General features: G+C 42.1%; 32 protein-coding genes. 18 read left to right on the top strand and 14 right to left on the bottom strand.

What is annotated here, in order from left to right; genetic code table 11:
• Positions 1 to 2: 2 nt before the first annotated feature.
• The 5 genes from METHO_RS04450 to METHO_RS04430 form a co-directional block, all read right to left on the bottom strand.
• The gene (locus METHO_RS04450) at positions 3 to 1,145 is read right to left on the bottom strand and encodes a pyridoxal phosphate-dependent aminotransferase (RefSeq protein WP_015324332.1); all 1,143 of its coding nucleotides are present in this window, start codon (positions 1,143 to 1,145) and stop codon (positions 3 to 5) included.
• Positions 1,146 to 1,170: 25 nt separating this feature from the next.
• Positions 1,171 to 1,575, bottom strand: coding sequence for a 6,7-dimethyl-8-ribityllumazine synthase (gene ribH, locus METHO_RS04445; RefSeq protein WP_015324331.1), 405 nt, complete (start codon positions 1,573 to 1,575; stop codon positions 1,171 to 1,173).
• A gap of 54 nt (positions 1,576 to 1,629) precedes the next feature.
• Positions 1,630 to 2,100 (bottom strand): riboflavin synthase, encoded by a 471-nt coding sequence (ribC, locus tag METHO_RS04440; RefSeq protein ID WP_015324330.1) that lies wholly within the window; start codon positions 2,098 to 2,100, stop codon positions 1,630 to 1,632.
• A gap of 12 nt (positions 2,101 to 2,112) precedes the next feature.
• Positions 2,113 to 3,264, bottom strand: a complete 1,152-nt coding sequence (locus tag METHO_RS04435; RefSeq protein ID WP_048831231.1) for a pyridoxal-phosphate-dependent aminotransferase family protein — start codon at positions 3,262 to 3,264, stop codon at positions 2,113 to 2,115.
• A gap of 113 nt (positions 3,265 to 3,377) precedes the next feature.
• Entirely contained in the window at positions 3,378 to 3,938 is a 561-nt protein-coding gene (locus tag METHO_RS04430; protein WP_015324328.1) for a CBS domain-containing protein, read from the bottom strand.
• 336 nt (positions 3,939 to 4,274) lie between these two features.
• Here METHO_RS04430 and METHO_RS04425 point away from each other — a divergent pair, with 336 nt between their 5' ends.
• Positions 4,275 to 6,245 (top strand): hydantoinase/oxoprolinase family protein, encoded by a 1,971-nt coding sequence (locus METHO_RS04425; RefSeq protein WP_015324327.1) that lies wholly within the window; start codon positions 4,275 to 4,277, stop codon positions 6,243 to 6,245.
• Between the two features lie 54 nt (positions 6,246 to 6,299).
• On the opposite strand, the gene METHO_RS04420 is transcribed toward METHO_RS04425, so the two are convergent.
• Positions 6,300 to 6,614, bottom strand: coding sequence for a DUF6951 family protein (locus METHO_RS04420; protein WP_015324326.1), 315 nt, complete (start codon positions 6,612 to 6,614; stop codon positions 6,300 to 6,302).
• Between the two features lie 122 nt (positions 6,615 to 6,736).
• Between METHO_RS04420 and METHO_RS04415 the strand changes: the two genes are divergently transcribed.
• From METHO_RS04415 to METHO_RS04380, 8 genes are all read left to right on the top strand, one after another.
• Entirely contained in the window at positions 6,737 to 7,777 is a 1,041-nt protein-coding gene (locus METHO_RS04415) for a permease (RefSeq protein ID WP_015324325.1), read from the top strand.
• A gap of 20 nt (positions 7,778 to 7,797) precedes the next feature.
• Entirely contained in the window at positions 7,798 to 8,487 is a 690-nt protein-coding gene (locus METHO_RS04410) for a metallophosphoesterase family protein (protein ID WP_015324324.1), read from the top strand.
• Positions 8,488 to 8,540: 53 nt separating this feature from the next.
• Positions 8,541 to 8,774 carry a thioredoxin family protein gene (locus METHO_RS04405; protein WP_015324323.1) on the top strand — a complete coding sequence of 78 codons (234 nt, stop codon included), beginning with the start codon at positions 8,541 to 8,543 and terminating at the stop codon, positions 8,772 to 8,774.
• 13 nt (positions 8,775 to 8,787) lie between these two features.
• A complete protein-coding gene (locus METHO_RS04400) occupies positions 8,788 to 9,186 on the top strand; it encodes a putative zinc-binding protein (protein WP_015324322.1) in 399 nt (132 codons plus the stop codon).
• 37 nt (positions 9,187 to 9,223) lie between these two features.
• Complete coding sequence (locus METHO_RS04395) at positions 9,224 to 9,802, top strand: tetrahydromethanopterin S-methyltransferase subunit A (protein WP_015324321.1); 579 nt, start codon at positions 9,224 to 9,226, stop codon at positions 9,800 to 9,802.
• Positions 9,803 to 10,042: 240 nt separating this feature from the next.
• Positions 10,043 to 10,630, top strand: coding sequence for a hypothetical protein (locus METHO_RS04390; protein ID WP_048831228.1), 588 nt, complete (start codon positions 10,043 to 10,045; stop codon positions 10,628 to 10,630).
• A 331-nt stretch (positions 10,631 to 10,961) separates the two neighbouring features.
• Entirely contained in the window at positions 10,962 to 11,432 is a 471-nt protein-coding gene (locus tag METHO_RS04385) for a DUF5788 family protein (protein ID WP_015324319.1), read from the top strand.
• Between the two features lie 106 nt (positions 11,433 to 11,538).
• On the top strand, positions 11,539 to 11,823 hold the full coding sequence (locus METHO_RS04380) for a hypothetical protein (RefSeq protein ID WP_015324318.1): 285 nt from the start codon (positions 11,539 to 11,541) through the stop codon (positions 11,821 to 11,823).
• A gap of 54 nt (positions 11,824 to 11,877) precedes the next feature.
• Here METHO_RS04380 and METHO_RS04375 read toward each other — a convergent pair whose 3' ends face one another.
• The 3 genes from METHO_RS04375 to METHO_RS04365 form a co-directional block, all read right to left on the bottom strand.
• On the bottom strand, positions 11,878 to 12,786 hold the full coding sequence (locus METHO_RS04375) for a permease (protein WP_245546332.1): 909 nt from the start codon (positions 12,784 to 12,786) through the stop codon (positions 11,878 to 11,880).
• Positions 12,787 to 12,834: 48 nt separating this feature from the next.
• Positions 12,835 to 13,224, bottom strand: coding sequence for an ArsR/SmtB family transcription factor (locus METHO_RS04370; RefSeq protein ID WP_015324316.1), 390 nt, complete (start codon positions 13,222 to 13,224; stop codon positions 12,835 to 12,837).
• A 254-nt stretch (positions 13,225 to 13,478) separates the two neighbouring features.
• Positions 13,479 to 13,820, bottom strand: coding sequence for a hypothetical protein (locus METHO_RS04365; RefSeq protein WP_048831049.1), 342 nt, complete (start codon positions 13,818 to 13,820; stop codon positions 13,479 to 13,481).
• 403 nt (positions 13,821 to 14,223) lie between these two features.
• Here METHO_RS04365 and corA point away from each other — a divergent pair, with 403 nt between their 5' ends.
• The 3 genes from corA to METHO_RS04350 all read left to right on the top strand — a co-directional run bounded on the left by corA (position 14,224) and on the right by METHO_RS04350 (position 17,338).
• On the top strand, positions 14,224 to 15,309 hold the full coding sequence (gene corA / locus METHO_RS04360) for a magnesium/cobalt transporter CorA (protein ID WP_015324313.1): 1,086 nt from the start codon (positions 14,224 to 14,226) through the stop codon (positions 15,307 to 15,309).
• Positions 15,310 to 15,567: 258 nt separating this feature from the next.
• On the top strand, positions 15,568 to 16,296 hold the full coding sequence (locus METHO_RS04355) for a sulfite exporter TauE/SafE family protein (protein ID WP_015324312.1): 729 nt from the start codon (positions 15,568 to 15,570) through the stop codon (positions 16,294 to 16,296).
• Between the two features lie 64 nt (positions 16,297 to 16,360).
• A complete protein-coding gene (locus tag METHO_RS04350; RefSeq protein WP_015324311.1) occupies positions 16,361 to 17,338 on the top strand; it encodes an arsenic resistance protein in 978 nt (325 codons plus the stop codon).
• Between the two features lie 36 nt (positions 17,339 to 17,374).
• Here the strand turns inward: METHO_RS04350 and METHO_RS04345 are convergent, their stop codons facing one another.
• On the bottom strand, positions 17,375 to 17,656 hold the full coding sequence (locus tag METHO_RS04345; protein WP_015324310.1) for an ArsR/SmtB family transcription factor: 282 nt from the start codon (positions 17,654 to 17,656) through the stop codon (positions 17,375 to 17,377).
• Positions 17,657 to 18,023: 367 nt separating this feature from the next.
• Between METHO_RS04345 and arsB the strand changes: the two genes are divergently transcribed.
• The 5 genes from arsB (at position 18,024) to METHO_RS04320 (ending at position 21,455) form a co-directional block, all read left to right on the top strand.
• A complete protein-coding gene (arsB, locus tag METHO_RS04340; protein WP_015324309.1) occupies positions 18,024 to 19,208 on the top strand; it encodes an ACR3 family arsenite efflux transporter in 1,185 nt (394 codons plus the stop codon).
• A 64-nt stretch (positions 19,209 to 19,272) separates the two neighbouring features.
• Complete coding sequence (locus METHO_RS04335; RefSeq protein ID WP_015324308.1) at positions 19,273 to 19,725, top strand: nitrophenyl compound nitroreductase subunit ArsF family protein; 453 nt, start codon at positions 19,273 to 19,275, stop codon at positions 19,723 to 19,725.
• Entirely contained in the window at positions 19,722 to 20,207 is a 486-nt protein-coding gene (locus METHO_RS04330) for a permease (protein ID WP_015324307.1), read from the top strand. Before METHO_RS04335 ends, METHO_RS04330 begins: the two co-directional genes overlap by 4 nt.
• On the top strand, positions 20,204 to 20,725 hold the full coding sequence (locus METHO_RS04325; RefSeq protein ID WP_172635183.1) for a permease: 522 nt from the start codon (positions 20,204 to 20,206) through the stop codon (positions 20,723 to 20,725). Before METHO_RS04330 ends, METHO_RS04325 begins: the two co-directional genes overlap by 4 nt.
• Positions 20,726 to 20,744: 19 nt before the next feature.
• A complete protein-coding gene (locus METHO_RS04320) occupies positions 20,745 to 21,455 on the top strand; it encodes an aromatic aminobenezylarsenical efflux permease ArsG family transporter (protein WP_015324305.1) in 711 nt (236 codons plus the stop codon).
• Positions 21,456 to 21,485: 30 nt separating this feature from the next.
• On the opposite strand, the gene METHO_RS04315 is transcribed toward METHO_RS04320, so the two are convergent.
• The 4 genes from METHO_RS04315 to METHO_RS04300 form a co-directional block, all read right to left on the bottom strand.
• Complete coding sequence (locus tag METHO_RS04315) at positions 21,486 to 21,782, bottom strand: hypothetical protein (RefSeq protein WP_048831048.1); 297 nt, start codon at positions 21,780 to 21,782, stop codon at positions 21,486 to 21,488.
• A gap of 372 nt (positions 21,783 to 22,154) precedes the next feature.
• Positions 22,155 to 22,592 carry an MORN repeat protein gene (locus METHO_RS04310; protein WP_015324304.1) on the bottom strand — a complete coding sequence of 146 codons (438 nt, stop codon included), beginning with the start codon at positions 22,590 to 22,592 and terminating at the stop codon, positions 22,155 to 22,157.
• Positions 22,593 to 22,663: 71 nt separating this feature from the next.
• A complete protein-coding gene (locus tag METHO_RS04305; protein WP_245546331.1) occupies positions 22,664 to 23,617 on the bottom strand; it encodes a calcium/sodium antiporter in 954 nt (317 codons plus the stop codon).
• Between the two features lie 76 nt (positions 23,618 to 23,693).
• Entirely contained in the window at positions 23,694 to 24,221 is a 528-nt protein-coding gene (locus tag METHO_RS04300; protein ID WP_015324302.1) for a VIT1/CCC1 transporter family protein, read from the bottom strand.
• 154 nt (positions 24,222 to 24,375) lie between these two features.
• On the opposite strand from METHO_RS04300, the gene METHO_RS04295 reads away from it, so the two are divergent.
• Entirely contained in the window at positions 24,376 to 25,251 is an 876-nt protein-coding gene (locus METHO_RS04295) for a damage-control phosphatase ARMT1 family protein (RefSeq protein WP_015324301.1), read from the top strand.
• Positions 25,252 to 25,258 lie beyond the last annotated feature (7 nt).

Below are 25,258 nucleotides of genomic sequence, written 5' to 3'. Positions count from 1 at the left end.
GATCAGCCGAGAATATCATCAATGCGTTCCAGCCCTTCATGGATGCGTTGCTGGGATGTCGCATAAGAAAGCCTTATGAACTGCTTTCCGCTTTCTCCGAAAGATGAACCCTGGGTAACTGAAACATGTGCTTCATTGAGAAGCTGATCCGTTATCTGATCCCCGTCCCCGAATTCACTCACATCGGCAAACACGTAAAAAGCACCATCTGGTTTGTGGCACTTAAATCCAATTGAATTCAAGCCGTCAACAAGGATATCTCTTCTAGCATGGAATTCCTTCACCATGTCGTATACAGGCTTCTGGGTTCCCTCTAATGCAGCCACCCCTCCGAATTGGACAAATGTTGTGGCGCCACTTACTGAATTTGACTGGATCTTCAGAAGGCCCTTAAATATATCCGGTGCTGCAGATACATAACCAAGTCTCCAGCCTGTCATGGCGTAAGCCTTGGAAAAACCATTAACAGTAATGGTGCGGTCCTGCATCCCATCCATAGCACCTATGCTTATATGTTCCTTTTCATAGGTTATCTTTTCATATATCTCATCGGAAAGCACAAGCAGATCGTGGTCAATAGCATGATCGGCAATAGATTTTAGTATCTTTTTATGGTATACTCCGCCTGTGGGATTACAGGGACTGTTAACTACGATCATCTTCGTTTTATCTGTAATATATTCCCCTATATCATAGGGCTCAAAACCATTTTCAGGGTCCGTGGGCACCCATACGGGTTCCGCTCCTGCAAAACGGATACATGCTTCGTATGAAACCCAGGCAGGGTCAAAAAGGATTGCCTCCTCACCATCACCAAGCACTGACATCATTATAGAGAATATGGCCTGTTTTGCTCCAGGGGTAACGAGCACATTCGATGTTTTTGCCTCCAGCCCATTTTCGACTCTCAGTTTCTCGGCTATGGCTTCCCTCAGTTCAGGTATACCTGCTGCCGGAGTATAGTGTGTTTCCCCCCTGTACATAGCATCGGCAGCAGCATCACATATGTGCCCGGGAGTATCGAAATCCGGCTCTCCAAGATTAAAATTGATAACATCTATTCCCTGTTTTAGCATCTCGCTGGCCCTGTTGGCAGCTTTGATAGTGGCAGATTCCTGCATCCTTGCAAGTCTTGTGGAAACCATAGGCATCCCTCGGATCATTTTTTCTTCAGAGGCGTTGTACTAATTTTACTGCTGCCTCTACGGCACGTTTTGCATAGTCCACACGTTCGTGGGCCTCAAGCCTTGACATCCCCGGGCCGGCAATCCCAAGAGTGACCGGCTTTTCATATTCCAGAGAAAGATCAGTGATCTTTCTTGCAGCATGCTGGACCACTATCTCATCGTGCTTAGTAGCCCCTTCTATGACAGAACCAATGGTCACAACGGCATCTATGTCTTCTCTCTTACAAAGCTTCTTTATGGCAAGTGGCATATCATATACTCCCGGGACAAGTATTTTTTCCTTAACTGTGGCTCCCAGAAATTTGGCATGTTCTTCACCCAGCAGTTCCATCTGATAGGTAAGGTCCCTGTTAAATTCTGCAATGACAAATCCAAGATTTATGGTCATGTGACATTCACCTTTACTTGTGTTTTAACAATGTAGATATTTTGAAATTATTTTTTACATACGTGCCGGCCCGACATCTTCAAAACCCTGCCTTTGACCAGTTCCTGCTTCTCTGATCAGGGATTCAGGTTTGAACAGCAGCTTAACCGCATTGACCGCATGTTCCCTTGACCTTTGCTCCATAAGAAAGGCAAGTTCTTTTTCATCCTTTGCCTCGTCCTCGTGAACGAACACCTCTATTATATGGGTATTGGTCATGAGCTGCGCCTGTATAAGGCCCATGGAGGCCTGGTTAGCACACATTTTGTCCTTTTCCATTTTTCCAGGCATACCCAGGGCAATGATAAGGTCACAAGGGTCTTTGCTATCCTCTATAAGCCTTTTAGCTGCCACAGGCAGATCTTTGATACCCGGCACGGTAACTCTTCTTATCTTTACCGAGACGTGCCTCTTTACCTCGTCAATGGCTGCACTACCCATATCAAAGCGTGCAAAAGTGGTATCAACGATGCCTATTGTAGCCATAGATATCACTTTTCAGAGTGTATCCAGCACGTCACTTGCAGCCTCTATACCGGCCCCTACGCTGGAAACAATACCACGCTTCTTGAGCACTATCTCAAGCTCGGCAACTGTAAGCAGGATGTCTTTAGGCTGGACATTGCCCATATTGCCTATGCGGAATATCTTGCCGCTGAGCCTGTCCTGACCACCGGCGATTACAACACCTCTTGCCTGCATATCCTTCTTGATATCATTGCCTGTGACACCTTCGGGTGCTTTCATTGCACTTACAGTGTTTGAATAATGACTATGTTCTTTGAGGTTGGGCAACATCTCTATTCCCATTGCCTCCACAGCGGCCCTCACAGCAGCAGCTTCAGTACAGTGACGTTTTATCCTGGCTTCCATACCCTCTTCTTTTATTATATGCAATGCTTCCTGCAGCGCATAGAAAAGGGGTATTGCAGGGGTATAGGGGGTCTCTCTCAGGGTTTTCTCACTGCTCTTCTTGTAGGCCTTAAGATCCAGATAATAAGGCATACGCTCCATTTCATCCATGGCTTCAAATGCCTTCTTGCTCACAGATACGGCAGACAGCCCCGGAGGTGTGGCCAGGCATTTCTGTGACCCTACCAAAGCGATGTCCACATTCCATTCATCGACCTTGACAAGGTCGCCACCCAGAGAAGTGACACCATCCATTATAAAGAGTGCACCGTATTCCTTAGCAAGTTTCCCTACTTCTTTTGCAGGGTTAAGTATTCCCGTTGATGTTTCATTGTGCACTAATGTGACTGCCTTTGCTCCTTCCTCCAGCTTCTCTTCCAGCTGTCCAAGATCTATGGAGTCACCCCACTCATATGCAAGAGGCTCTACCTTTCCATACCTTTTTGCGATGTTCTTGAACCTTTCACCGAATTTACCATTCTCAAGAGCAATGATACGGTCTTCAGGGTTTGTGATGCAGCCCACAGCAGCTTCCATAGCTGCAGTGCCTGACCCACTGAGTACAAAAATATCGTTCTTGGTGTTGAAAACATCGGCTAATATCTGCCTGCAGTCATCATATATGTCAGAGAATGCATTACTCCTGTGATTGATCATAGGTTTTGACATAGCTCTCAATACCCTTGGTGCAACGGGCACAGGCCCCGGCATCATAAGCAAAGTATCTTCTAAATTCATATATATCGCCTGAAATCTTGGATAAAAGGATCTTGCTGTAAGATATGTTTTTCTATTTGTTGAAGATTTGACCTGTTTAATGTATACCTTATATATAATGAATGCGGATATCTTCATCCGCGCAATAATTTCATAAGATCGTGTTTTGTGACAACACCTGCTATCTGCCCGCTTTCCAAAACTATCACTGCAGGTGTTGTTTCGAGAAGATGGGACACCACTTTTACATGGGTCCCGGGCGAGATAACAGGGAAAGTATCACCCATGAGGTCTCGTATCTTCATCTTTGAGACTTCCATAGCTTTTTTATCAGTCATGGATCGAACGATAGTCTCTTCCGATATACTCCCTATGGGCACTCCATTCTCCACCACAGGGATCTGCGAAATGTCGTTCTCTTCCATGATCTTAACGGCGGCATCTACCGGCTCTTCAGCACTGATGGATATAACCATGGTGTTCATAATATTCCTTGCCACCACTTGACTTTCATTCTCGCTCTCATCGAAAGCGGCAAAAATGCGTTTAAGAGCGGAAAGGCGCGGATCAACATCGCCTGCTTCGATACGTGCTATCAGTGGCTGGCTTACACCTGCCCGTTTTGCCAGTTCACTCTGGGTAAGCCCAAGTTCGTTCCTTTTCTGCCGGATACTATCTGGTGTGGGAAGGTGCATAAATATTACTCATAGTAATTATGCTATTTATATGTAATCATATAATATCTTCTTTTAAATACCAGTGAACAATCATCCACAAGAAATTATATAGTACATTAAATTTGTGAACGCATGTCACTATTTAAGGACTATAAGAAAAAGTGGTCATAGGGTTTGTACCATAAACTACTTTGCACTAATTTCCTTTTCAAGAGTTCAAGCAAGTGTTTTAAATATCTTTGAAACACTATTTAAGTATAAAGATTAACGATATTTACTCTCCCCTTTTTTGTTTATCTGGTTACAGCTAAAAAATAAGGTGATCAACAATATCTCATTTAAAAGGTGGTAAGAATGCATTATGGTTTAGGGATTGATGCCGGGGGAACTTATACTGATGCTGTTATTGTACGAGGGTCTGATGGAGCGGTCATTGATGCAAAAAAATCTTTTACCACTTACCCTGACATCCAGCAGGGAATTACGAATGTTCTGGATTCACTGGACCAGCAATATCTGAAAGATGTTAATCTTGTATCAGTATCCACGACACTTTCCACAAATGCGCTTCTTGAAAACACCGGCAGGCCTGTAGGACTTATATTAGTAGGAGAACAGGCAACCGATCAAGTATATCCTGCTGAAAGTATTATTTTTGTTTCAGGGGGCCATGATACTAACGGTGAAGAAGAGTATCCCTTAGACATTGAAGCTGTCAGAGAGTATGTAGAAGCATCCAGGTCCTGGGTTTCAGCCTATGCTGTATCCGCTTACTTTGGCACCCGCAACCCTGAGCATGAACTTGCTGTAAAGAGCATGATCCATAGTATCACAGACCTGCCGGTCGTGTGTGGGCACGAGCTTTCACAGGAACTGGGAGTTTATGAAAGAGCTGTAACTGCAGCTCTCAATGCGCAGCTGATCCCTGTCACATGTCAATTTGTCAATGGTGTAGCTTTAGATATCAAGAAGAGAGGGATCGATGGAAGGCTCTTGATGCTCAAGTGTGATGGTTCGGTCTACAATATAGAGGATGCATTGGAGAGGCCCATCGAAACCATATTTTCAGGACCGGCTGCAAGCATCCTCGGCGCCTCCTACCTTGCAAAGGTAGACACTTGTGCAGTTATTGATGTGGGGGGAACAAGCACGGACGTATCATCAATAAAAGGTGGTATCCCCCAGATCAGTTCCGAAGGTTGCATGGTGGGTGGCTGGAAAACACGGGTAAAAGCCATGACTATGGAAACTTCAGCTCTGGGAGGGGATAGTCATGTGTGGGTCAAAGATAAAAATGTGCATATCGGTCCCAGAAGAGTTATTCCTCTGTGTGTTGCAGCAGAGCTTTTCCCTGGTTTTCTTCATTTACTGAAACATAGTAAAATGGTCTTGCGTAAGGACACAGGCGAAAACTATCAGCAGACCAAGTTTGTGATCAGAACTGAGTATGAAGCTACCGGCCTGCAGGTAAAGGAAAAGGAGATACTCAGTTCAATAGGTGATGAGCCGGTTTCCATTGTTGAACTCACTGATATGGCAGATGCAAGAGAAATGATGCTCGTTGATAAAGCGATTGATTCGCTCATAAATAAAAGGCTTGTACAGTCCATCGGCTTTACGCCTACAGATGTGCTCCATGTACTTGGGGAATATGGGCAATGGAACAAAGAAGCATCGGAAACAGGAGCTACTTACCTGTCAAAATATGCGAACATGGGCAAATACGAGTTCTGCAGACATGTCAAAGACCTTTTTGCCTTTAATATGGCCCATGATCTAATGTCCTTCCTTATACCTACTATTCCACAAAATGCAATCGATGAAGTTCTGAGCGGTAACTATCCTGCAAGGTTCAAGACAGATATTCCTGTGGTATTGCTTGGAGGGCCGGTTTCTGCATATGTGGATGAATTGAAATCCCTGATCGATGCAGATGTGCAGGTTCCGCAATTTGCCAGTGTGGGGAATGCTGTCGGGGCACTTGTCGGGAAAAGTGTAAAAAGGGTGGAAATAATGATAAAACCGGCTTCTTTGATGAATCCGGATAGTGACTTTCTTGTATTTTCCTCTGAAGGCAGGGAACGTTTTGAAAGATATAGTGATGCTGTGGATTATGCTACGAAAATGGGTCACTCCCAGGTACTTAACTATGAGAAACGATGCGGTATAATAAAAGAAGATACGATCATAAATGTATCAAAGCACACAACATCTCCTGACAACTGGCCTCATCCTCCGATAGAGACAAGAATTACAGTCGTGGGAGTTGGAGATCCCATGATGGCTATCAGAGGAACATACAATAACAAGGCAGTTTTCCTATGATCTTTTCCTCAGATAAAACATGTGTTCTGATCTTTGTATTTTTAAAGGATCAAGTTATTCAAAGGAAATGTTGATATCTCCTGACTTTTTAGCTAATGATGAAGACAGAAGTCCCATTTCTATTCTGCATACATGCAATATTCCACAAGGTACAAGGCAGTTTGAAGAGCATTGCGCCTCTTGGGCTTTTATCATAACATAATTGTCCCTGATGTCAAGCGTCTGGTCCATGGGTATTTCCATATGCGACATCTTTTTGATCTTCCCACAATCAGTTTCGATGTCTATGACTATATTTTTACCAGCTTTTTCTCCATGGATCTTATGCACAAAACCACATATATTCGAATTTACAGTTACATTTGCCATACCGATACTCCATTCTTTGAATTGATGATCACTTAATTCATGGTAGTTCTCATATATATGTGTTTCAATTATTTTTGAAACAACAAGCTTTAAATACAATGCTTCAAATATATTTGAAATATATGCTACAAGATTCTCTTATACACCTAATAAATGTTGGTCTGCAATCGGTCCAGGAATACCTGGCATTGCATGTGCTGCTCTGCCTGATCCCGGCCTTTTTCCTGGCAGGTGCTATTGCATCGCTCTTCTCAAAGGAGTCGGTGCTAAAATACTTTGGTGCAAGTACGCCAAAATATATTTCCTATTCCGTCGCTGCAGTATCCGGCTGTCTCCTTGCAGTATGCAGCTGTACTGTGCTCCCGTTGTTCGCCGGCATCTATAAAAGGGGAGCTGGCATAGGACCAGCCACCACTTTTCTTTTCTCTGCACCTGCTATCAATATCCTGGCTATTGTCTATACTGCAAAGATCCTGGGTTATGATATCGGAGTAGCCAGGGCAGTGGGTGCAATTCTTCTGTCGGTTATCATTGGATTGATAATGCATGTAGTATATGAGAAGAACAATGGTGGCCACAATGGCATAAAGACCTTTAACTCAGAAGAGCACGCCCACACCGTTCAGCTTTTCATGCTGCTGCTTGCAATACTTGTCATCCCTGAGATCATTAAATCCTGGACATATCTTGCTCTGGTGGAGATCCCGCTCATAGCTGCTACTGTGTACCTGTCTTTCAAGTGGTATACCGCAGAAGAGCGGGCTAGCTGGATGCAGGAGACCTGGTTCCTTGTAAAGATGATAGCTCCCCTTTTGCTCGTAGGAGTATTCTTTGCAGGCATTCTGGTAGAGCTGCTTCCCTCCGAGATAGTGGTCAAATATGTGGGTGGTAACAACCTGCTCTCTTACTTCATCGCTTCTGTTACTGCAGCGCTAATGTATTTCTCCACACTTACAGAAGTTCCTATTATCAGTGCGCTGACATTGCTCGGCATGGCTAAAGGTCCTGCTCTTTCAATGCTCTTGGCAGGTCCTGCACTTAGCCTTCCCAGCATGATAGTGATCAGCAGGATCATGGGAGTTAAAAAAGGACTTTCATATATCGGACTGGTAGTCATAATGGCAATGATCTCGGGAATTGTATTTGACTATTATATGCTTTGATAAGAAAAAGAGGTAGATCTATGAGATTGCTGATCATTTCGGATGTCCATGGAAACAAAGAAGCCCTGGACGCGGTCATGGCTGTACCCCATGATGAAGTTATCTGTCTGGGGGACCTCGTAGACTATGGCCCCTCCCCAGGCGAGTGCATCGATGTGCTGACGGAACAAAAGATAACTACCATCATGGGAAATCATGACAGTGCAGTGGCTTTCAGGATGGATTGTGGCTGTGGCTATGCATATAAGCACCTCTCCCAATCAACGAGAGAATACACATGGAATGTCTTGAATGATGAGCAGATAGAGTTCCTTCGCAAGCTTCCTCAAAGTTTTGAAAGGACCCAGAAAGGGAAAAAGCTCTACTTCACACACGGTAGCCCATTATCCTTTCATGATTACATCAAGCCGGATACTCCGGAAGCGACAATTCAAGAGTATATAAAAGAAGTTGAAGCAGACTTTATATTCATAGGTCATTCTCATCTTCCATTCATCAGGAAGATAGGAGATGTAACATTGGTGAATCCGGGTTCAGTGGGTCAGCCCAGGGATGGAGATACTCGTGCAAGCTGTGCAATATTCAATACAGATACATTGGAGGCCGAGATCGTTAGAGTTGAATATGATATGGAGGACGTTTTCGGGAAGATAAGGGCAAACATGCCAAATACCGATGAATTGATCTTAATATTGAAAAGAGGGTATTAATCAGTTGGTTTTTATTAGTACATTACTTAGATATTATTTAGAAAGGTGATCACATGAAAATAGAAATACTTGGAACCGGTTGTGCAAAATGTAAGAAAACAAAAGAGATCGTTGAACAGGCGGTTGCTGAACTTGGCATCGTTGCCGAGGTCGTGAAGGTTGAAGACATGAACGCTGCACTTGATTATGGTGTGATGATCACTCCTGCCGTTGTGGTCGATGGTGATGTAAAGATAGCAGGGAAGATCCCGACAGTTGAGAAAGTTAAGGAATGGCTCTCTAAATAAAGGAGGCAATATCATGGCAGGAGAAATTAAAATGGCAGACGGAGTAAAATGTGCGTGTGAAGCTGCGATCGTCGGACTGTATGCATGCGCTGGCGCATGTAATGTTGGACAGATGGCAAATAAAGTAGCTGTTGAACTCACGAAAAAAGGAAAAGGCAAGATGATGTGCACCGTCGGGATTGGAGGCGGTGTCCCTGGTATCATAAAAAGCACTGAGGGAACCGATGAGATCATTGCCATCGACGGCTGCGCCCTTGTATGTGCAAAAAAAACACTTGAACGTGCAGGATTCACAGTCGATAAAAGCATAGTAATAACCGAATTTGGTATGAAAAAGGAAGGAAAGCTGGATCTGGAAGAAACTGAGGTAAATGATATCATTGCCAAAGTAGAAAATGCTTTGGTTAATTGAAACTTAATTGAATAAAATAACTATCAAATATAGGTGGATGTCCATAACTGCAACAGAGTCAATAGATATGAACGGCTGGCCCTTAACTGACGGTGATTATGTCATAGGGGATCCGGATTCCCCGGTTGCGGTCGTGACGCTTGCTTCTGACTATAAAAAGCTGGGCTTGCATAACTATGCCATCTGTGGAACATGTTTTACAGAGAATTTTGGAATTCAGAAAGTAATTGTCAATATTCTCTCTAATCCTAAAATAAGCTGTCTGATAGTCTGTGGAAAAGAAAGCAGTCACTTTGCAGGCCAGTCCATACTGGCACTTGTAGAAAACGGGGTTTCTACTTTAGGTGGTTACAAGAAGATAATTGGTTCAAACGGAGTAATACCTTACCTTGACGAGATCCCTCTGGCTGCAATCAACCGGTTCATACGGGAAATAGAGGTTATAGATCTTATTGGTACTACAGACCAAGAAATAATTCAGGAGGCAATTGACTCCTATAGGGGTAAGGAAAGGAGTGAAGCTCCAAAATATCTCATGTCGGAAATTGATGAGAATAGCTGGAGAAAATATGAGCAAATTATCCAGCAGAATGTGATGTCTAAAATGAAAAAATAGGGATAACATTTCAGATTAACGATGATCTCTATCATTTGAACTTCAGGCTGTAAGGAAGGAGTTTGAAAGCAAAAGAGATGAACTTGATTTCAGTATAAAGAGTGATGGGCATCTTTGAAAACACTTTCTTTTTCTATTGAACTCGTTTCAAAAGCATAAATACAACTTCATACAATAGTTGTATGAGGGGTTTTGATTGCTGTAAGGCTTCAACTGCACAGTACCAAGGAAGGAGTATACGTGGAACATGAGAATATCATTGATAATGTAAAAAATGTTATTGTCCATATGGAGGGTGTAGAAACTACCTATTTGCTCAATGAAGAGAATCGGGAGATTGTCAGGGAACTTGAGAAGAAAGCTGATGAGATGACCCTGATGGGACTTGGCAGGGGTGACAACAAAGGTGTCAAGGCAGTCCTTAAAAATAATGTAGTCTTCGCTTTTACCACAAACATGGACTTCAACTGGCCAGAGGGCCCAAATATAATCCTCATGCACGGCGAGCGTGTTGTAGGCCATGACCTTGACGATGAGACTAAACTCGAGGAAATGAGGGCATGCAAGGATAAACTCGTGATTGCTAACATTGTCATATACGACACCAGTGTCCTCAAAGGAATGAATGCCAAGACCAACCCGTTGGTTGTTGTAATGCCACCGAAGACCTGTAAGGAATTAGAGTGTGTAGATAAGGTATGCAATGTAGTCCTCGCATCACCTTCCACGCCAAGCGATGAATATCTGAAGGGGAAGATGGGACTTGAATATCCCCACGGGACAGGTACTTTCCTGCTGGGATTCGATTTTGATTCCTCGCGCAGTTAAAATATCCGGATGCCTGCATTAGAACTAAAAAATGAAAATTATTGAAGGATCATATCTCAAAACTCTTCTTTTTCTGGATCTCCACAACATTGAGTGGGTAAATTCGGAAGGGATTTGGAGTAAAAGAGTATTCTGATTTACTGAACTGATTTTGGCGGTCATAACAACTATGTCACACGATGTGGATTCCTAATTTCAGCAGATATTTAGTATACAGTGAATTGTTATTTTATGGGGGATTGGTGATGTACTGGTGCTGCAATTACCCACAAGATGTTGAAGAGAGCCTAAACTAATATTCATCAATACATTTAGATATGAGGGTATAATCATGGATGATGGCACAGATAATGGGGGCAGTAGCCTGCTCATCACTGAAAGCGAAAGAAAGAAGCTTCTTGCCGAATTACGTACCCGTCTTTTCTGGGTGGGGGAAAAGATACCCTATTTTGTGGAGATTAATGGGAAAAAATGCAAGCCTCATGACAGAGTATGGGACTTGATCAATAAGGAAACATTATCAGATGATGAAAATAAGCAGATAGAAAAATGCATCGCCGTACTTAAGGAAAAAGAAAGTGTAGATGAACTTGAGCTGGAAACTAAAGAAATGACCCGTGAAGAGGCCAAAACTCTTTCTGATGAGACTGCCGGGTTGTTGCGTGCAATAATGGATCTTAGAGAGATAAAAGAAGGGGTCTCCAAAAAGAGGGAAAAAGAGTTTCATGAGATGTTTTCAACACAAAGGACAGAAGAGATACGCAGATGGTTGAATTTCTTGAAGGAAGCTGAGAAAAAATAATTTTTTTAACTAACAAAGCAATATTGAGTGACTTTTTGAAATATATGGTTTACCTCTTACTTAGGGTTTTGATTGCGAAGATAAGTGCTTAACCGGATCGATCCATATGGCAGAGAATATCCCGGAAGATATCGTAAATGAGATTCAGTTTGCCTGTCAGCTCCATGAACAGGCAGTCTGCAATCATGATAAATGCAGGGAGTTCAGTGAAAATTTATCCGGGCTTCTGATCACACTTGAAGATATGGAATTTTACAGGCTGGCTGACAGATTAATGAGTGTTCTGCTTAACTGTAAACCGAAAGAAGCGTCTCATTGCGATAAAGCAAATCTTGTGGGGGAGATGATGAAAGATATAACCAAAGAGGTGCAGAAGGTAGCTGGGAAATGATGCCAGGATTGTTATCCTTATCTGTCATCATTCTTGGCTTGTATTTGATAACTTTCAAATTACGAGTATATTGGCTAAATATCCAGCGGTTACAGCTATTGTGAAGACGGTCGCCACGAAGGCTGCGAGAAGCCTCTTTCTGAATATAGCTGAAAGAAGTGTCAGTTCGGGTATGCTGGCTCCTGCACCGCCGATTATCAATGCCAGGACTGCTCCTATACTCATTCCCTTTTCAATGAGCGCAAGTCCGATAGGGATCATGGTCTCAGCCCGGATGTAGATAGGGATACCAATGATTGCAGCCACAGGAATTGCCAGGGGGTTATCAGGTCCAGCCAGGCGGGAGATGATCTCCGTGGGCACGAATCCGTGAATAAATGCACCTATTGCAGCTCCAAGGAGAAGATAAGGCATGAGCTGACGGAACAAGCTTAATGCGAATCCCGCAGAGCGCTCTATCCTCGATCTCGCATCCGTTCCCTGTTGGGAGTCACAGCAGTTTCGTACAGCTGCCACGGTTTTGATCTGACCGGCGAAGCCCAGCCCATCTAGCAACAGACCAATAATAATCGTAGTCGTGAAGGTGACAGCAAAGTAGAGAGCAGCTACTTTCCAGCCCATCAGGATAATGAAGAGGGATATTATCACAGGGTTTAGCAAGGGTGATGAGAACAGGAATGCCATTGCAGCGGCGAAAGGCACACCGGCCCTGAGCATTCCTAACAGAAGCGGAATGGTTGAGCAAGAGCAAAAAGGAGTGAGAGCACCAAATCCTGCCCCAAGAATACTGCCTACAACTTTGTTCCGTCCTCCCATGGCCTTTTTTATGGTCTCATCCGGCACATACTCCTGGATCAGCCCCACGAGAAAGGTTATGCCAATAAATAGGACAGTAAGCTCTACGGCAATCTCTATGAAAAAACCAGCCGCTACAACAAAATTATCCCAAAACATATTGATCATCCTTCAAAAATCATCCTTCTTTCAAACCTATGTTCTCATATGTGGAGTTCAATTTCCAGCAAGCAGATCTGCCTGGTTAAGCAGCTCGATCACAGCGCCATCGGAGAGGCGGAAATATGACCACTTCCCTTCTTTTCTTTCTTTGATCAGACCCGCACTTTTCAGTACCGAAAGATGATGAGAAACTGTTGATTGAGAATTGGGAAGTGCAATTGTCAGTTCACAGGCACAAAGTTCTCCTTCTTTCAATAATTTTATTATCTTGAGACGATTGTTGTCTGCGAGAGCCTTGAATATTTTTACTTCAGAAGATAAGCTGTCTCCATCTAATCTCTCAACAAGAGAGCTGAGTCTTTGTGCCCTTGAATCATACTGATCCTTGTCAGAGATGAAACGCTTCAATCTTCCGATTTCGACTTCACTCTTTGCTATATTCACAGGGACTCACTTCCTTTTCTCTGCAGTTACCTGCAACAACCACAAAAGTCTTCTAAATTAAGCAGTTTTTTTTTATAATTCTCTTTAGACCAGCAATCAACACAGAGCTTTATGGTTCCTAATTCTTTGTGATTAGTCCTCAGTAGCGAATCTTCTTCTTTCCCACATATTGTGCACTTAATGCCCATTTTTGAAGCCTCACAACAAATCGTATTTGATACGTACACGATTGTATCTACAAATATCGATATGACCTACTTCTTATTCTGCTGCCAGTATGTTCTGTACTCTCTGAGAATTGCAGCTTTGAACTTTTCCTGTTCATTTTCAGGAATCGCATTCATACTCAACAGATTACTAAACAGTTTTTCATCATCCCCATTCTCGGGTGTTTTATCTGCAGCAATGTATTTTCCAAATTCCTCATCCATTCCGGCAATTTCCATATCCTTGCCATCAACGGAGATATTTTTGACACTAACGATACAAGTAGTACCACAACAGCAATTATTATTGTTTCCTGTGAGTTTTCCAAGCAAGCTTTTACCTATTTTACTCATTTTAACATGCCCCGGTTCAGAATTGATTACACCCATCTCATATCTATGAGAATCAATATGATATATAGGTATTGTTAGGACAGACGGGTTTAAAAATATAGTTGATATGGAAAACACAACAGTCATCTTCAAGTTGAGAAGTGAAGATGCTATTTAGCATATGTGGCAGCGTATCTATTTTGCTGTAAAATCTTATAGTCCTGCACGTCAGTAGAATATTGAAAATGACCAGGTATGTAGCTGCCGGTGTGAGGAAATCTTGATTGATATCCATGATAAGTGTTTCACTGAAAACAGGTATTTATCTGTGAAAGATTAAGACCATACAGAAGTACAGGAGAATTTACAGCAGAATAGGGGTACTATTAAATAATTCTATTTTAATTATATTATTAGTGGGCCCAACGGCCCATCTTTTTGGCTTAAGGAATGGTGACTGATGTCAAACAGATTCGTAAAGCGGGCTTCCGAAAAATCCGGCCTGCCTCCCGGAACTATCGTTCATGTAGGCGATAAACGGACAGAGGCAGTAAAAATAACAGTTATTGATTACGATAAAGACCATTGCCAGATGAAGGAAATAACAGATGTAGAAGAACTATTATCTTTCAGGGACAATCCCACTGTAACATGGATCAATATAGATGGGGTACATGATGTAACGATCATTGAGCGCCTGGGGAGATCTTTTAGTATCCATCCTCTTGTTCTTGAAGATATTCTCCATACCACCCAGCGCCCAAAGATAGAGGACTTTGAAGGTTATATCTACATAGTTCTGCAGATGTTCTATCTCAGTGATAGGAAAGGTGAACATGATGCCGGCCCTGAGGTCATATCCGAACAGGTAAGCCTTATCCTTGGCCCCAATTTTGTAATATCTTTGCAAGAGGCAGGAGGCGACACCTTTGATCCCATACGTATGAGGTTAAAAGCTTCAAAAGGCCGCATACGAGAGATGGGAGCTGATTATCTTGCGTATGCACTCATTGATTCCATAGTTGATAATTATTTTGTCATTCTGGAAAAACTGGGTGAACTAATAGAAATGCTGGAGGACGAACTACTCGCCGATCCCGGGCCTGATACCCTTGAAAAGTTACATGTTCTGAGAAATGAAATGATATTCTTGCGCAAATCCGCATGGCCCCTGCGTGAAGTATTGAACAGGCTTTTAAGGGAAGAATCGGGGCTTATTTCAAGGACCACACAAATCTATATTAAAGATATATATGACCACATCATACAGGTGATTGATACCATTGAAACATACAGGGATATGCTTTCCGGAATGCTGGATATATATCTGTCCAGCATAAGCAACAGGATGAATGAAGTGATGAAAGTGCTTACCATCATCGCTACCATATTCATTCCGTTGACCTTTCTTGCGGGCGTGTATGGCATGAACTTTCGATATATGCCGGAACTTTCATGGAAGTGGGGATATCCTTTCCTCTGGTTAATCATGATAACAATAGGAATTACCATGTTCTTCTATTTCCGCAAGAAGAAATGGTTATAAATGTCAAAGCATTTCATTTCTATTATTTTATAGAAATAGAGTATTCTGATTTACAGAAACGATTTTTGTGTTCATGACAACTAGATCGCATGGTGTGGATTCCTGATTTCAGCGGATATTTAGTATGCAGTGAATTGTTATTTTATGGGGAATTGTAATGTGCTGTTGCTGCAATTACCCACACGATGTTCAATAGAGCCAAAATAGAGGATTGGTATTAAATGACAGTCTATTCAATTGATGAAAGAGGTCTTTTTAATGCTTGATCCCATTGACCTGTTGATACTATTTATTGGTGGTTTCACAGCCGCTGCAATATCAGGTGCAGCAGGGTTTGGCGGGGCATTGCTATTATTGCCGCTATTGACAAAGACAATAGGAACAACGATAGCAGTCCCGGTTCTGACAATTGCACAGTTGATAGGTAACCTTTCAAGAGCTTTTTTTGGGTTCAGGCAAATTAAATGGAAACCTGTTCTATTGTTCATATTAGGTGCTGTGCCTATGAGTGTTTTAGGAGCCTATTCATTTGTAGAAGTGCCAAAAGAAATAATATCCCGCCTAATAGGATTTACAATTATCCTGTTCGTGATATTGAAATATTTAAAGATATTGAAATTCCATCCCACTAATAGTACAATGATCCTAGGTGGGGGAATAACAGGTTTTGTTTCAGGACTCGTCGGCAGTGCAGGACCAATAGGTGCAGCGTTGTTCTTATCTTTAGATCTGCCCCCGGTATCTTACATAGCAAGTGAGGCAATGACTGCAATAGCGATGCATCTCACTAAAACCATAGTGTATGAACGATATCTGGGCATAGGATTGCCAGCTTTGTCGATCGGTTTCTTTATGGGTGTCTCTATGGTTCTTGGAACGTGGGCAGGAATGAAAATAATAGTAAATATCCCAAGAGACAAATTCAATAAGTTGGTCGGGACATTGTTATGCATAATAGGTCTACAAATGCTGTTGTTTGGATACTAACTATAACTATAAATACAGAATAACCAATTGTTAACGGTGTGAATTAAATGGTATCAGGTGTTTTATGAGCTCCATAGAAAAATACCAGTCTTTCTTCATATTGATGTCAGTGGCCTTGGGTCTTATCCTTGGTCAAAGTGCAATCGTTAGAGATTATGCTGATCTTTTCATCGTTCCTTTTCTTATGGTGATGTTGCTGGGTATCTTTTTACAGGTCCCTCTCAGACAACTGGGCAATTCTTTTAAGAACTGGCGATTTGCAGGCATAAGCGCGAGCATTAATTTCATATTTAATCCAATTCTGGCATTTTCTCTGGGATTTTTGTTCTTAAGGGACACACCTGCACTGTGGATAGGTTTTATTATGCTCATGGTCACTCCCTGCACTGACTGGTATTTGCTCTTTACAGGGATTGCGCGAGGTAACGTACCCCTGTCAGCATCCATACTTCCCATGAACCTTATTCTCCAGTTGGTTTTATTACCAGTGTACCTTTTGATCTTTGCAGGGTCCATTGCAACTATTGACCCGGCCCTGCTTATGGAGAGCGTTATCCTTGTCCTGTTCATTCCTTTTATCTTTTCCCTTGTCTCAAAGACCTTTGTTCCCAGACTAAAAGGAGAATACTGGCTTGAAAAAAAGGTGTTTCCGAAACTTGAATATGTACAATTCCTGTTTTTGAACCTTGCTATCATTTCCATGTTTGCTTCCCAGGGTGAACAATTGGTCCAAAATCCCCTTATGCTGCTGAAACTCATTACTCCGGTCTTAATTTTCTTTGTAATAGTGTTCATTGTCGGACAGATGATCGGAAGATACATTGGTTTCTCATACCAGGATACGGCCAGTCTTAATCTGACAACACTTGCCCGTAATTCCCCTATAGTCCTGGCTATTGCACTTACAGCCTTCCCGCAGGAACCTTTGATATCACTGGCACTTGTGATAGGACCGCTTATAGAACTGCCAGTACTTGGTATCATAGCTCATATACTGTTGTGGGTCCGAAAAGGATGGGTGTGCGAGGATGAGGTATGTTGAGTAGATTAATTAACTCCTGCAGGCAGATAGAAACTTTCAGTTCTTCCTGTTCAGTAGTTGACTTACTTCCGGTTTTAATCTGTAATATGTGTATCTGGAATTTCTATAAGAATCAACAGCCCCATTTTGTTTCATAACGGATAAATGATGAGATACAAGGTTTTGCTTCTCATTTAACGCATGAACCAGTGCCTCAACGCAATAATCCTGCTTTGAAAGATAATACGCGATTCTTAATCTGATAGGACTACTCAGCACCTTGAAAAGGTTACACATTTGTTTGATTTCATTTTCATCTATAGCAACTTCCTGTTCCATATTTTGCTCCCATTTTTCTTTTATTTCTTTGTCAGAAGGACAGCATTTCATGGATTTAAATAAGAAATAAACACTATATATGCACTCACATCAACTTATCTTGATATTAAACTTGTACTGTTATATTCAGCGACTACCTAAATTTCATAGGAGAAAATGCATTTCATTTTGAACAAAGCCAGTGGGAACTATCATAATCACTCTCTTCAGCATTAGGGATTTCTGCTGAGAATGGAATTGATCTTAATGACTGACTTGAAAGTTCAAAGGAAATGCTAGTTGACAACAAATACACAACTATATATACGAGAGGTGTTTCAATTTCATTTGAAATCCTCTCATGATAAAATAAAGGAGACTTAGTGATATGGTAACAGAAGCTTGTATTACTAAAGAACCCAAAGGTCTGGGGGTTTTTGAAAGATACCTTACTATATGGGTCATTCTGTGTATCATCGCAGGTATACTACTGGGAAGATTTGCTCCTGGTGTGGCTTTGTATCTGGACAGCCTATCCATTTATGTTGGTGAAGCCCCTGTAGTTTCGATACCTATAGCCATATGTCTGTTCTTCATGATGTATCCCATAATGGTAAAGATAGATTTTGGAGAGGTGCTTAAAGCAGGAAAGCACATCAAACCTGTGGCCCTCACATTGTTCATCAACTGGGCAATAAAACCTTTTACCATGTATGCTATTTCAGTCTTTTTCCTGGGCACGCTTTTCCTGGGTTTTATAGGACCGGAGGCTATGGACCTTGTTAAAATGCCCTTTAGTCTTGATCTGCCAGTAGGTGCGACCTATGGTGAAGGTACTGTTGTGATGTCAGATGGTGTAAAAATGCTTGAGATACCCCTATGGCGCAGTTATCTGGCCGGTTGTATCCTCTTGGGCATTGCTCCGTGTACAGCGATGGTACTTGTCTGGGGTTTTCTTGCAAAGGGCAATGATGCCCATACTCTTGTGATGGTCGCCATTAACTCTCTTACAATGCTCTTCTTTTACGGTCCTCTGGGAGGGTTTCTGCTTGGAGTAGGAAAACTTCCGGTTCCCTGGCAGGCATTGGCTCTTTCCATTGGGATATATGTAGCACTTCCACTTGCTGCCGGATATATCTCTAGGAAGCTCATCATTAAGAGCAAAGGCGAAGCGTGGTTCAACACAAGTTTTGTACACTTTCTGACTCCGGTGACCATTATAGCCTTGTTGATCACACTTATCCTGTTGTTCAGTTTCAAGGGTGAAACTATAATTTCACAGCCTCTTACGATTCTTTGGATAGCTATTCCTCTGTTCATACAGACTACATTCATCTTCCTGTTGGGATATGTGCTCTCTAAGGGTCTGCATCTGAGCTACGAAGATGCTGCTCCTTCGGCTATGATCGGCGCATCAAATCATTTTGAGGTTGCAATTGCGACTGCTACAATCCTGTTTGGTCTATCCTCAGGTGCAGCACTTGCAACTGTAGTAGGTGTACTTATTGAGGTGCCTGTGATGTTGATGCTGGTAAAATTTTGTCTGAGAACAAAAGGTTGGTTTGCGAATTGATACCAACCTTTTTTTCTTTTTAATTAAAAAAAGTCAACAAAAATATATTTAATATGGTGTTCAGATGAATAAGTTACTTTTTGTGTTACTCGTCCTGACTTTATTTTCAGCAGGATGCGTTGGAAATAATGATAGTGGGACTACGAAAGTTGTCGATAGAACTTTGCAGGAATCGCCTCATATTGAAGTTATTCACTTCCATGGAACAAACCAATGTTATAGTTGTCAAGCAGTGGGAGCTTATGCTGAAGAGACGGTGAATACTTATTTCTCAGATGAACTTAAGTCTGGCAAGCTTGTGTTCAAGCATGTGAACTTCGATCTACCCGAAAACAAAGAATTATCTCAAAGGTATGGAGCTGCATATTCTTCGTTGTGGATAGGCACATATACTGAAGATGGTTTTTCTGCTGAGCAGGACACGAATGTCTGGTATAAGATCGACGATAGGAACGCTTACATGTCCTATTTGAGCGAAATTATAACTAAAAAACTAGTCGAGGTTAATGATCAATGACCTTTAACAACAGCATTATTTTTGGATCGCTGACCGGAGTAAGTTTACTTTTATCCTATATTCTGGACAAAGACAAAACTATTCTTGGTTTAAAGAAAGGCGGCAAAATGCTTTTCAATATTCTTCATCCGTTCCTTAACATATTGATCCTGATCAGCATCGTGCTCTTCTTTATCCCAGAGCATTTTATTGTGCAATATCTAGGAGCAAATTCAGGATGGCTTGGTTTTACAATAGCTGCTTTTATTGGGTCAATTAGTCTAATACCCGGATTTATTTCATATCCCTTGGCCGCTACGTTACTTAGTCAAGGGGCAACATATGCTGTTGTTACTGTTTTTATGACAACAATGATGATGGTGGGAGTTGTTACATTGCCGCTTGAGATCAGGTATTTTGGCAAGAAAACAGCGTTATTGAGAAATTTTTTGAATTTGATCGCAGCAATATTGATAGGTATTTTAGTGGGATGGTTAATGTGAATAAACACATAAAGAATTATGTGTGGGTAATCCTGTTTGTTATCTTTTCCATAGTCTCATATCTCCTAGGATTCAAACCTGGCCAGGTCATAGATTCAAATTTTACAGAGTTCTTTATAGAGATGATCTCATTCATTCCTTTCCTTTTCATTATAATCGGACTCTTTGATGTTTGGTTTCCGAAAGAAGTGCTTGAAAAACACATAGGCAGGGAATCCGGAGCAAAAGGTATTTTTTTAGTAATTTTACTGGCAATGCTGCAGGCAGGTCCGCTTTACGGAGCCTTTCCTGTTGCATATATCTTACATAAGAAAGGTGCATCTGTCAGGAACATCTTCATTTATCTTGGGGCCTTCTCATCACTGAAGCTTCCCATGCTGGGAATCGAGGTCGGATACCTTGGTATCAAATTCAGTATTTTAAGAACATTAATTTCATTACCCTTATTCATTCTTGTGGGGTATCTAATGGAATATCTCATTGGAAGCAGTTTTGAAGTAAAAGATGGAAAGGCATAAAAATCAAAGGTAAATAAAAATGACTCTCCTCGAATTCATGCAGTCTATGGGTTCCAGTGATATTCCACTGGTTGCCGCATTTTTCATTGGTCTTATGACTGCAATAAGTCCCTGTCCTCTTACAACGAACATTACAGCTATAGCGTATATCTCCAAAAGGATCGATCAGGGCAGTCATACGCTGGCTGTTGGCTTAGTCTACACATTAGGGCGAATGGTCGCATACGTGCTGGTAGCATCATTGATCCTTTGGATCGGCCTGAGCAGCCAGAATCTTGCTCAATTGTTGCAGCAATATGGAGAGATTTTACTGGGACCATTCCTTATTCTCCTTGGAGTTCTCATGCTAACAGCCGACAGGCTCCAGTTTTCCAAAGGATGCGGTATGATCAGTGGTCTGGTTCAAAAATACGCAGATAAAGGTTATCTGGGTGGATTCCTATTGGGCTTTGTTTTCGCTCTCTCGTTCTGTCCTTTCAGTGCAGTGCTGTTCTTTGGAATGCTTATACCCGTAGCAATGGCAGCAGGTGATGCGATCATCATACCCTCGGTCTTTGCCATAGCAACAGCTTTGCCGGTGTTGTTCTTCTCAATGCTGCTGGCATACTCTGTTTCCAGAGTAGGGGCATTCGTAAATAAGCTTCAGATTGTTGAAAAGATTATGAGAAAAGTAGTAGCATTGATCTTCATAGTTGTAGGCTTGTACTATTCAAGGATCTTTATTCCTTAAGTGAGGACTGATACAAATTGCATACCATCCTCAAAGGTCTCCTGCTATCATTGCTTTGTGGTATGCCATTGCAAGTATCTTATTTACGAAGCTGATAGCCTCTTCTTCCGAGTCGACCATTCTGATTGTGATCTGGCCATTCTGAAAAAAGTTCATTTCTACAATGCCGCTTCTTACGACCACCATACCCAGTTTCTCGGAATACTTGCCATCAAGATATCTGGCTATCAGAGGGAGGTCTGGCTCTTCATCCAGTTGCGCAATGATCCTCAGCTTCCAGGGATCAGCTATACAGGGAAGGATCTTTTCTGTATGTGCAACTCTCATTTTCAGTCCTCTTTGTTTGTAATGCCTCAAGTACGAGATGCTTCAATATTTATTGAAATACCATCCTCCTTTATCAAACTTTCTTTTATACTCAGGAAATTGCCAGAAGGAGCATAAATTGATAGATCTCTTTTGACCCCGGTCTTTGAGCGAATGTGATGCACCCGTAAAATCAAGGACCAGGTATGCCGACATAAAACCAGATAATACGAAGCAGGGGGTACTAGTTCATAAAGACAGGATTTCAAATATACCCCATTCAGTTAGCCTCTTTACATTGATCATGAAAGGATCACAATAGCAACTGTTTTATAGTTAAAACCGATCTAACCGGATCCAAAACAACTGATCTGAAAAAAATAAAAAATAAAATCACTGGTTAGATTCGTACTCAGTGATCTGACCGTTTTCGTCGACCATGGTCATTTTACCATCTTTCATGGTCATTTCGCTCTGAATAGTGCCATTCTCATAGTAGCTTTTCCAGCTGAATGTTTCGCTATCTTCTGAGAATATGTATTCTACTCTGGCAACCTCATCATCAGGATTGGTGGATTTATACTCCATTACACACATACTTATGCCATCTATCTCCTTGGTGCCGGTATAGACCATGGAAACTTCCTCTCCTGTTGTGGGGTTAGATGTTTTCCATGAAGTACCCACGGGACACCAGCCATCTTCATCCCCTGTTGTTACCTGGACTTTTTGTCCGTCTTCTGTTTCATAGGTCTCGGTATCTTTATCGCCACAGCCGGAAGCGGCCACAGCTATCAACAGTATTGCAACGATCAGCCATTTTAGATTCATATTGATCCCAAGATGAGTCTTGGTTAATAGGATTTAACTTTATCGATGTAGTTTTACGCTGCGTCTGTATTTTACGCATACCATCTCATCAATCCGGCAACGTACAGGCCATACAGCAGCACCATGGAAGCTCCCTCCCAGCGTTCAAGGCGTTTTTTTGTCACACCGAATATGAGTAGCAGGAATACGAATGCCAGCATAGCCGGGAAATCGTAGCTTAGTGATTGGTCCAGGATTTCAAGACTGGTTATCTGAGCGCACACACCCAGTATCAAAGTGATGTCCATGGTATTAGCTCCGATTATATTGCCAATGGACAGATCCTGATGTCCTTTCATGGTGGAAGATATAGCGGTTATGAACTCCGGCAAAGATGTGCCAAAAGCCACCAGGGTCAGACTGATGATCATTTCAGGGATCCCCACTATGCGGGCAAGTTCGATTCCCGAATTCACCATTATCCTGCTTCCGATAACAACCAGGATAGCTCCTATAAGAAAATACGCAATATCCTTTTGCATCTCTCTAAGGGGTGTCCTTTCCACTTTTTCAGGTCCATCAAAAATGGCACGCTGCAACTTGTAATTGTAATAAAGGAACCCAACAAAAATTATCAGTAATATGATCCCATCTGTCTTTGAAATATGCTGGTCCAGGCTGACCACAATAAGGGTTATGCCTGCAAGTGCCATGAAAAAGCCTTTACGTATAAAGCTTTCAACATCTACTGAAGCAGCCTTCACCGCTAGGACGGATCCCAGGATCAGACCAATGTTACACGTCACCGAACCAACAGCATTTCCAACTGTCATATCAGTATGACCAAGCAGCGCTGCTGTTGCAGAAACAGCAAACTCGGGCGAGGTTGTGGCAAAACTCACAATAGTTGCTCCGACTATCACTTTTGGTATGCCGCTTTTTTCAGAAATGGAAACAGCTGATTCCACGAACCAGTCAGCTCCCTTGGTTATCATAAGCAAGCTGAGTATGAAGAGCAATACTGTAATAGCGATCATGTTGAACATGATATAGCCACATTGGATTTAAAATGAAGGGTGAAAGAGGGGGCTGAACTCAAAGTTGTAGAGTATACCGATAGACTTAGTGTTCAAGTCCAAGAGACGTTACGGCAATAACAATAATTATTCCAAGACCCACCATGCGGGCAGAATGTTTGATGAGACTTTGCTTTGCAAGTTTTCCGGAGTACATTCCGAGGATAGAAAGCACGGCAATGCTCAGAATTATAGAAACCGTAAGCATATGTTCATCTAAAAGTAAAAACGGCGTTATAGGGACCATTGATCCCAGGAAACTGGCACCGCCGTGAAAGAACGAATCGCTCCATATCTTCTGCTTGGTCTGCTTTTCAATAGCAGTGCAGGCCAGACTTCGAAGAAGGGGTTTTTCAAGTTCTGCAAGTTTTCCATACTCTACAGCACTTTCGGCAAGGTATGATCCCACACCGTTGGTAAGAGCAAGTGCCACAGCCCCTCCAAAAGCAGCATTGATTATTATGGAAGGGTCACTGGCAACATGAGAGGTTCCTATAACTACACCCAAAACTGCCAGTATCCCATCGATACTGCCCAGTATGATATATCTTCCATGTTCGATCTTAAGTTTCATTCCTATCAGGTTTGGCCAATATTACAAATTACAATAAACATTATCCTCAGCTGCCTTTTAATATAAAGAACTTTTTAGTTGCATGGTATTAACCGGACAACAGACTTATTTTGGATGCATCTGATTATAAAAACGCTTTAAGCAGGAACTAATCATGAAAGTCGATCCACAATGCTCATACTGTCTGCTTTCAAGGGTCCACTATGAATCAGAACTGTCCACTGACGATGAAATACTTATAGGCAGGATCATGCAGGAATGCATCCGGGTACTTAATGATACGTATGCCCCAGGTGTCCCGGCAGCTTCAGTATCCACTTCTATGCATCAGAGGGCCTATGAGCTGCTCAATGACAGCGATCCTTACAGAGATATGAAAGAAGTCTGCAACAGGACCGCTGAAAATGTTTTTCCCATTGCAATGTCTATGGTCTATGATGGTGATCCTTCGGACAATGAACTGTTCAGGCGGGCTGTACTTGCAGCTGTGATCGGTAACTTCTTTGATTTCGGAGTAATGGGGCTTGAAGTTCCCATCAGTTTGTTCGATGAGACCTTCAGGCAGCATTTTATAAGGGGACTGAATATAGATGATACATCCAGAATGTTTGATATGCTGGATAATGTAGTATATATAGCAGACAATTGTGGCGAGATATTGCTTGATACTCTGGTATTCGATATTATTAAAAAATTGGGGGGTCATGTAACTCTGGTGGTAAGGGGAAAACCTATACTTACTGATGTTACAATGAAGGATATAATAGAGCTGGGGATCGATGAAAAGGTTGACAGGGTCCTTACCACAGGTTCCGGTTCAATAGGAGTGGACATGTCACAAGCGCCCCAGGAACTTCTGGATGCTTTCAGGGATGCATCTTTAATAATCAGCAAAGGAATGGCAAACTATGAAACTCTCACAGAACATGAAATGGGGCCCATAGCATATCTGCTTAAGGCCAAGTGCAAACCTGTGGCAAGACACATAGGCGTGGATGTGGGCCATTCTGTGGCAAGACTGTGTGAATAAAAATCAG

The organism is Methanomethylovorans hollandica DSM 15978 (genome assembly GCF_000328665.1).
Lineage (GTDB): Archaea > Halobacteriota > Methanosarcinia > Methanosarcinales > Methanosarcinaceae > Methanomethylovorans > Methanomethylovorans hollandica.
Note: the sequence above shows the minus strand (reverse complement) of the source record. Positions and strands in the feature narration are given on the sequence as shown.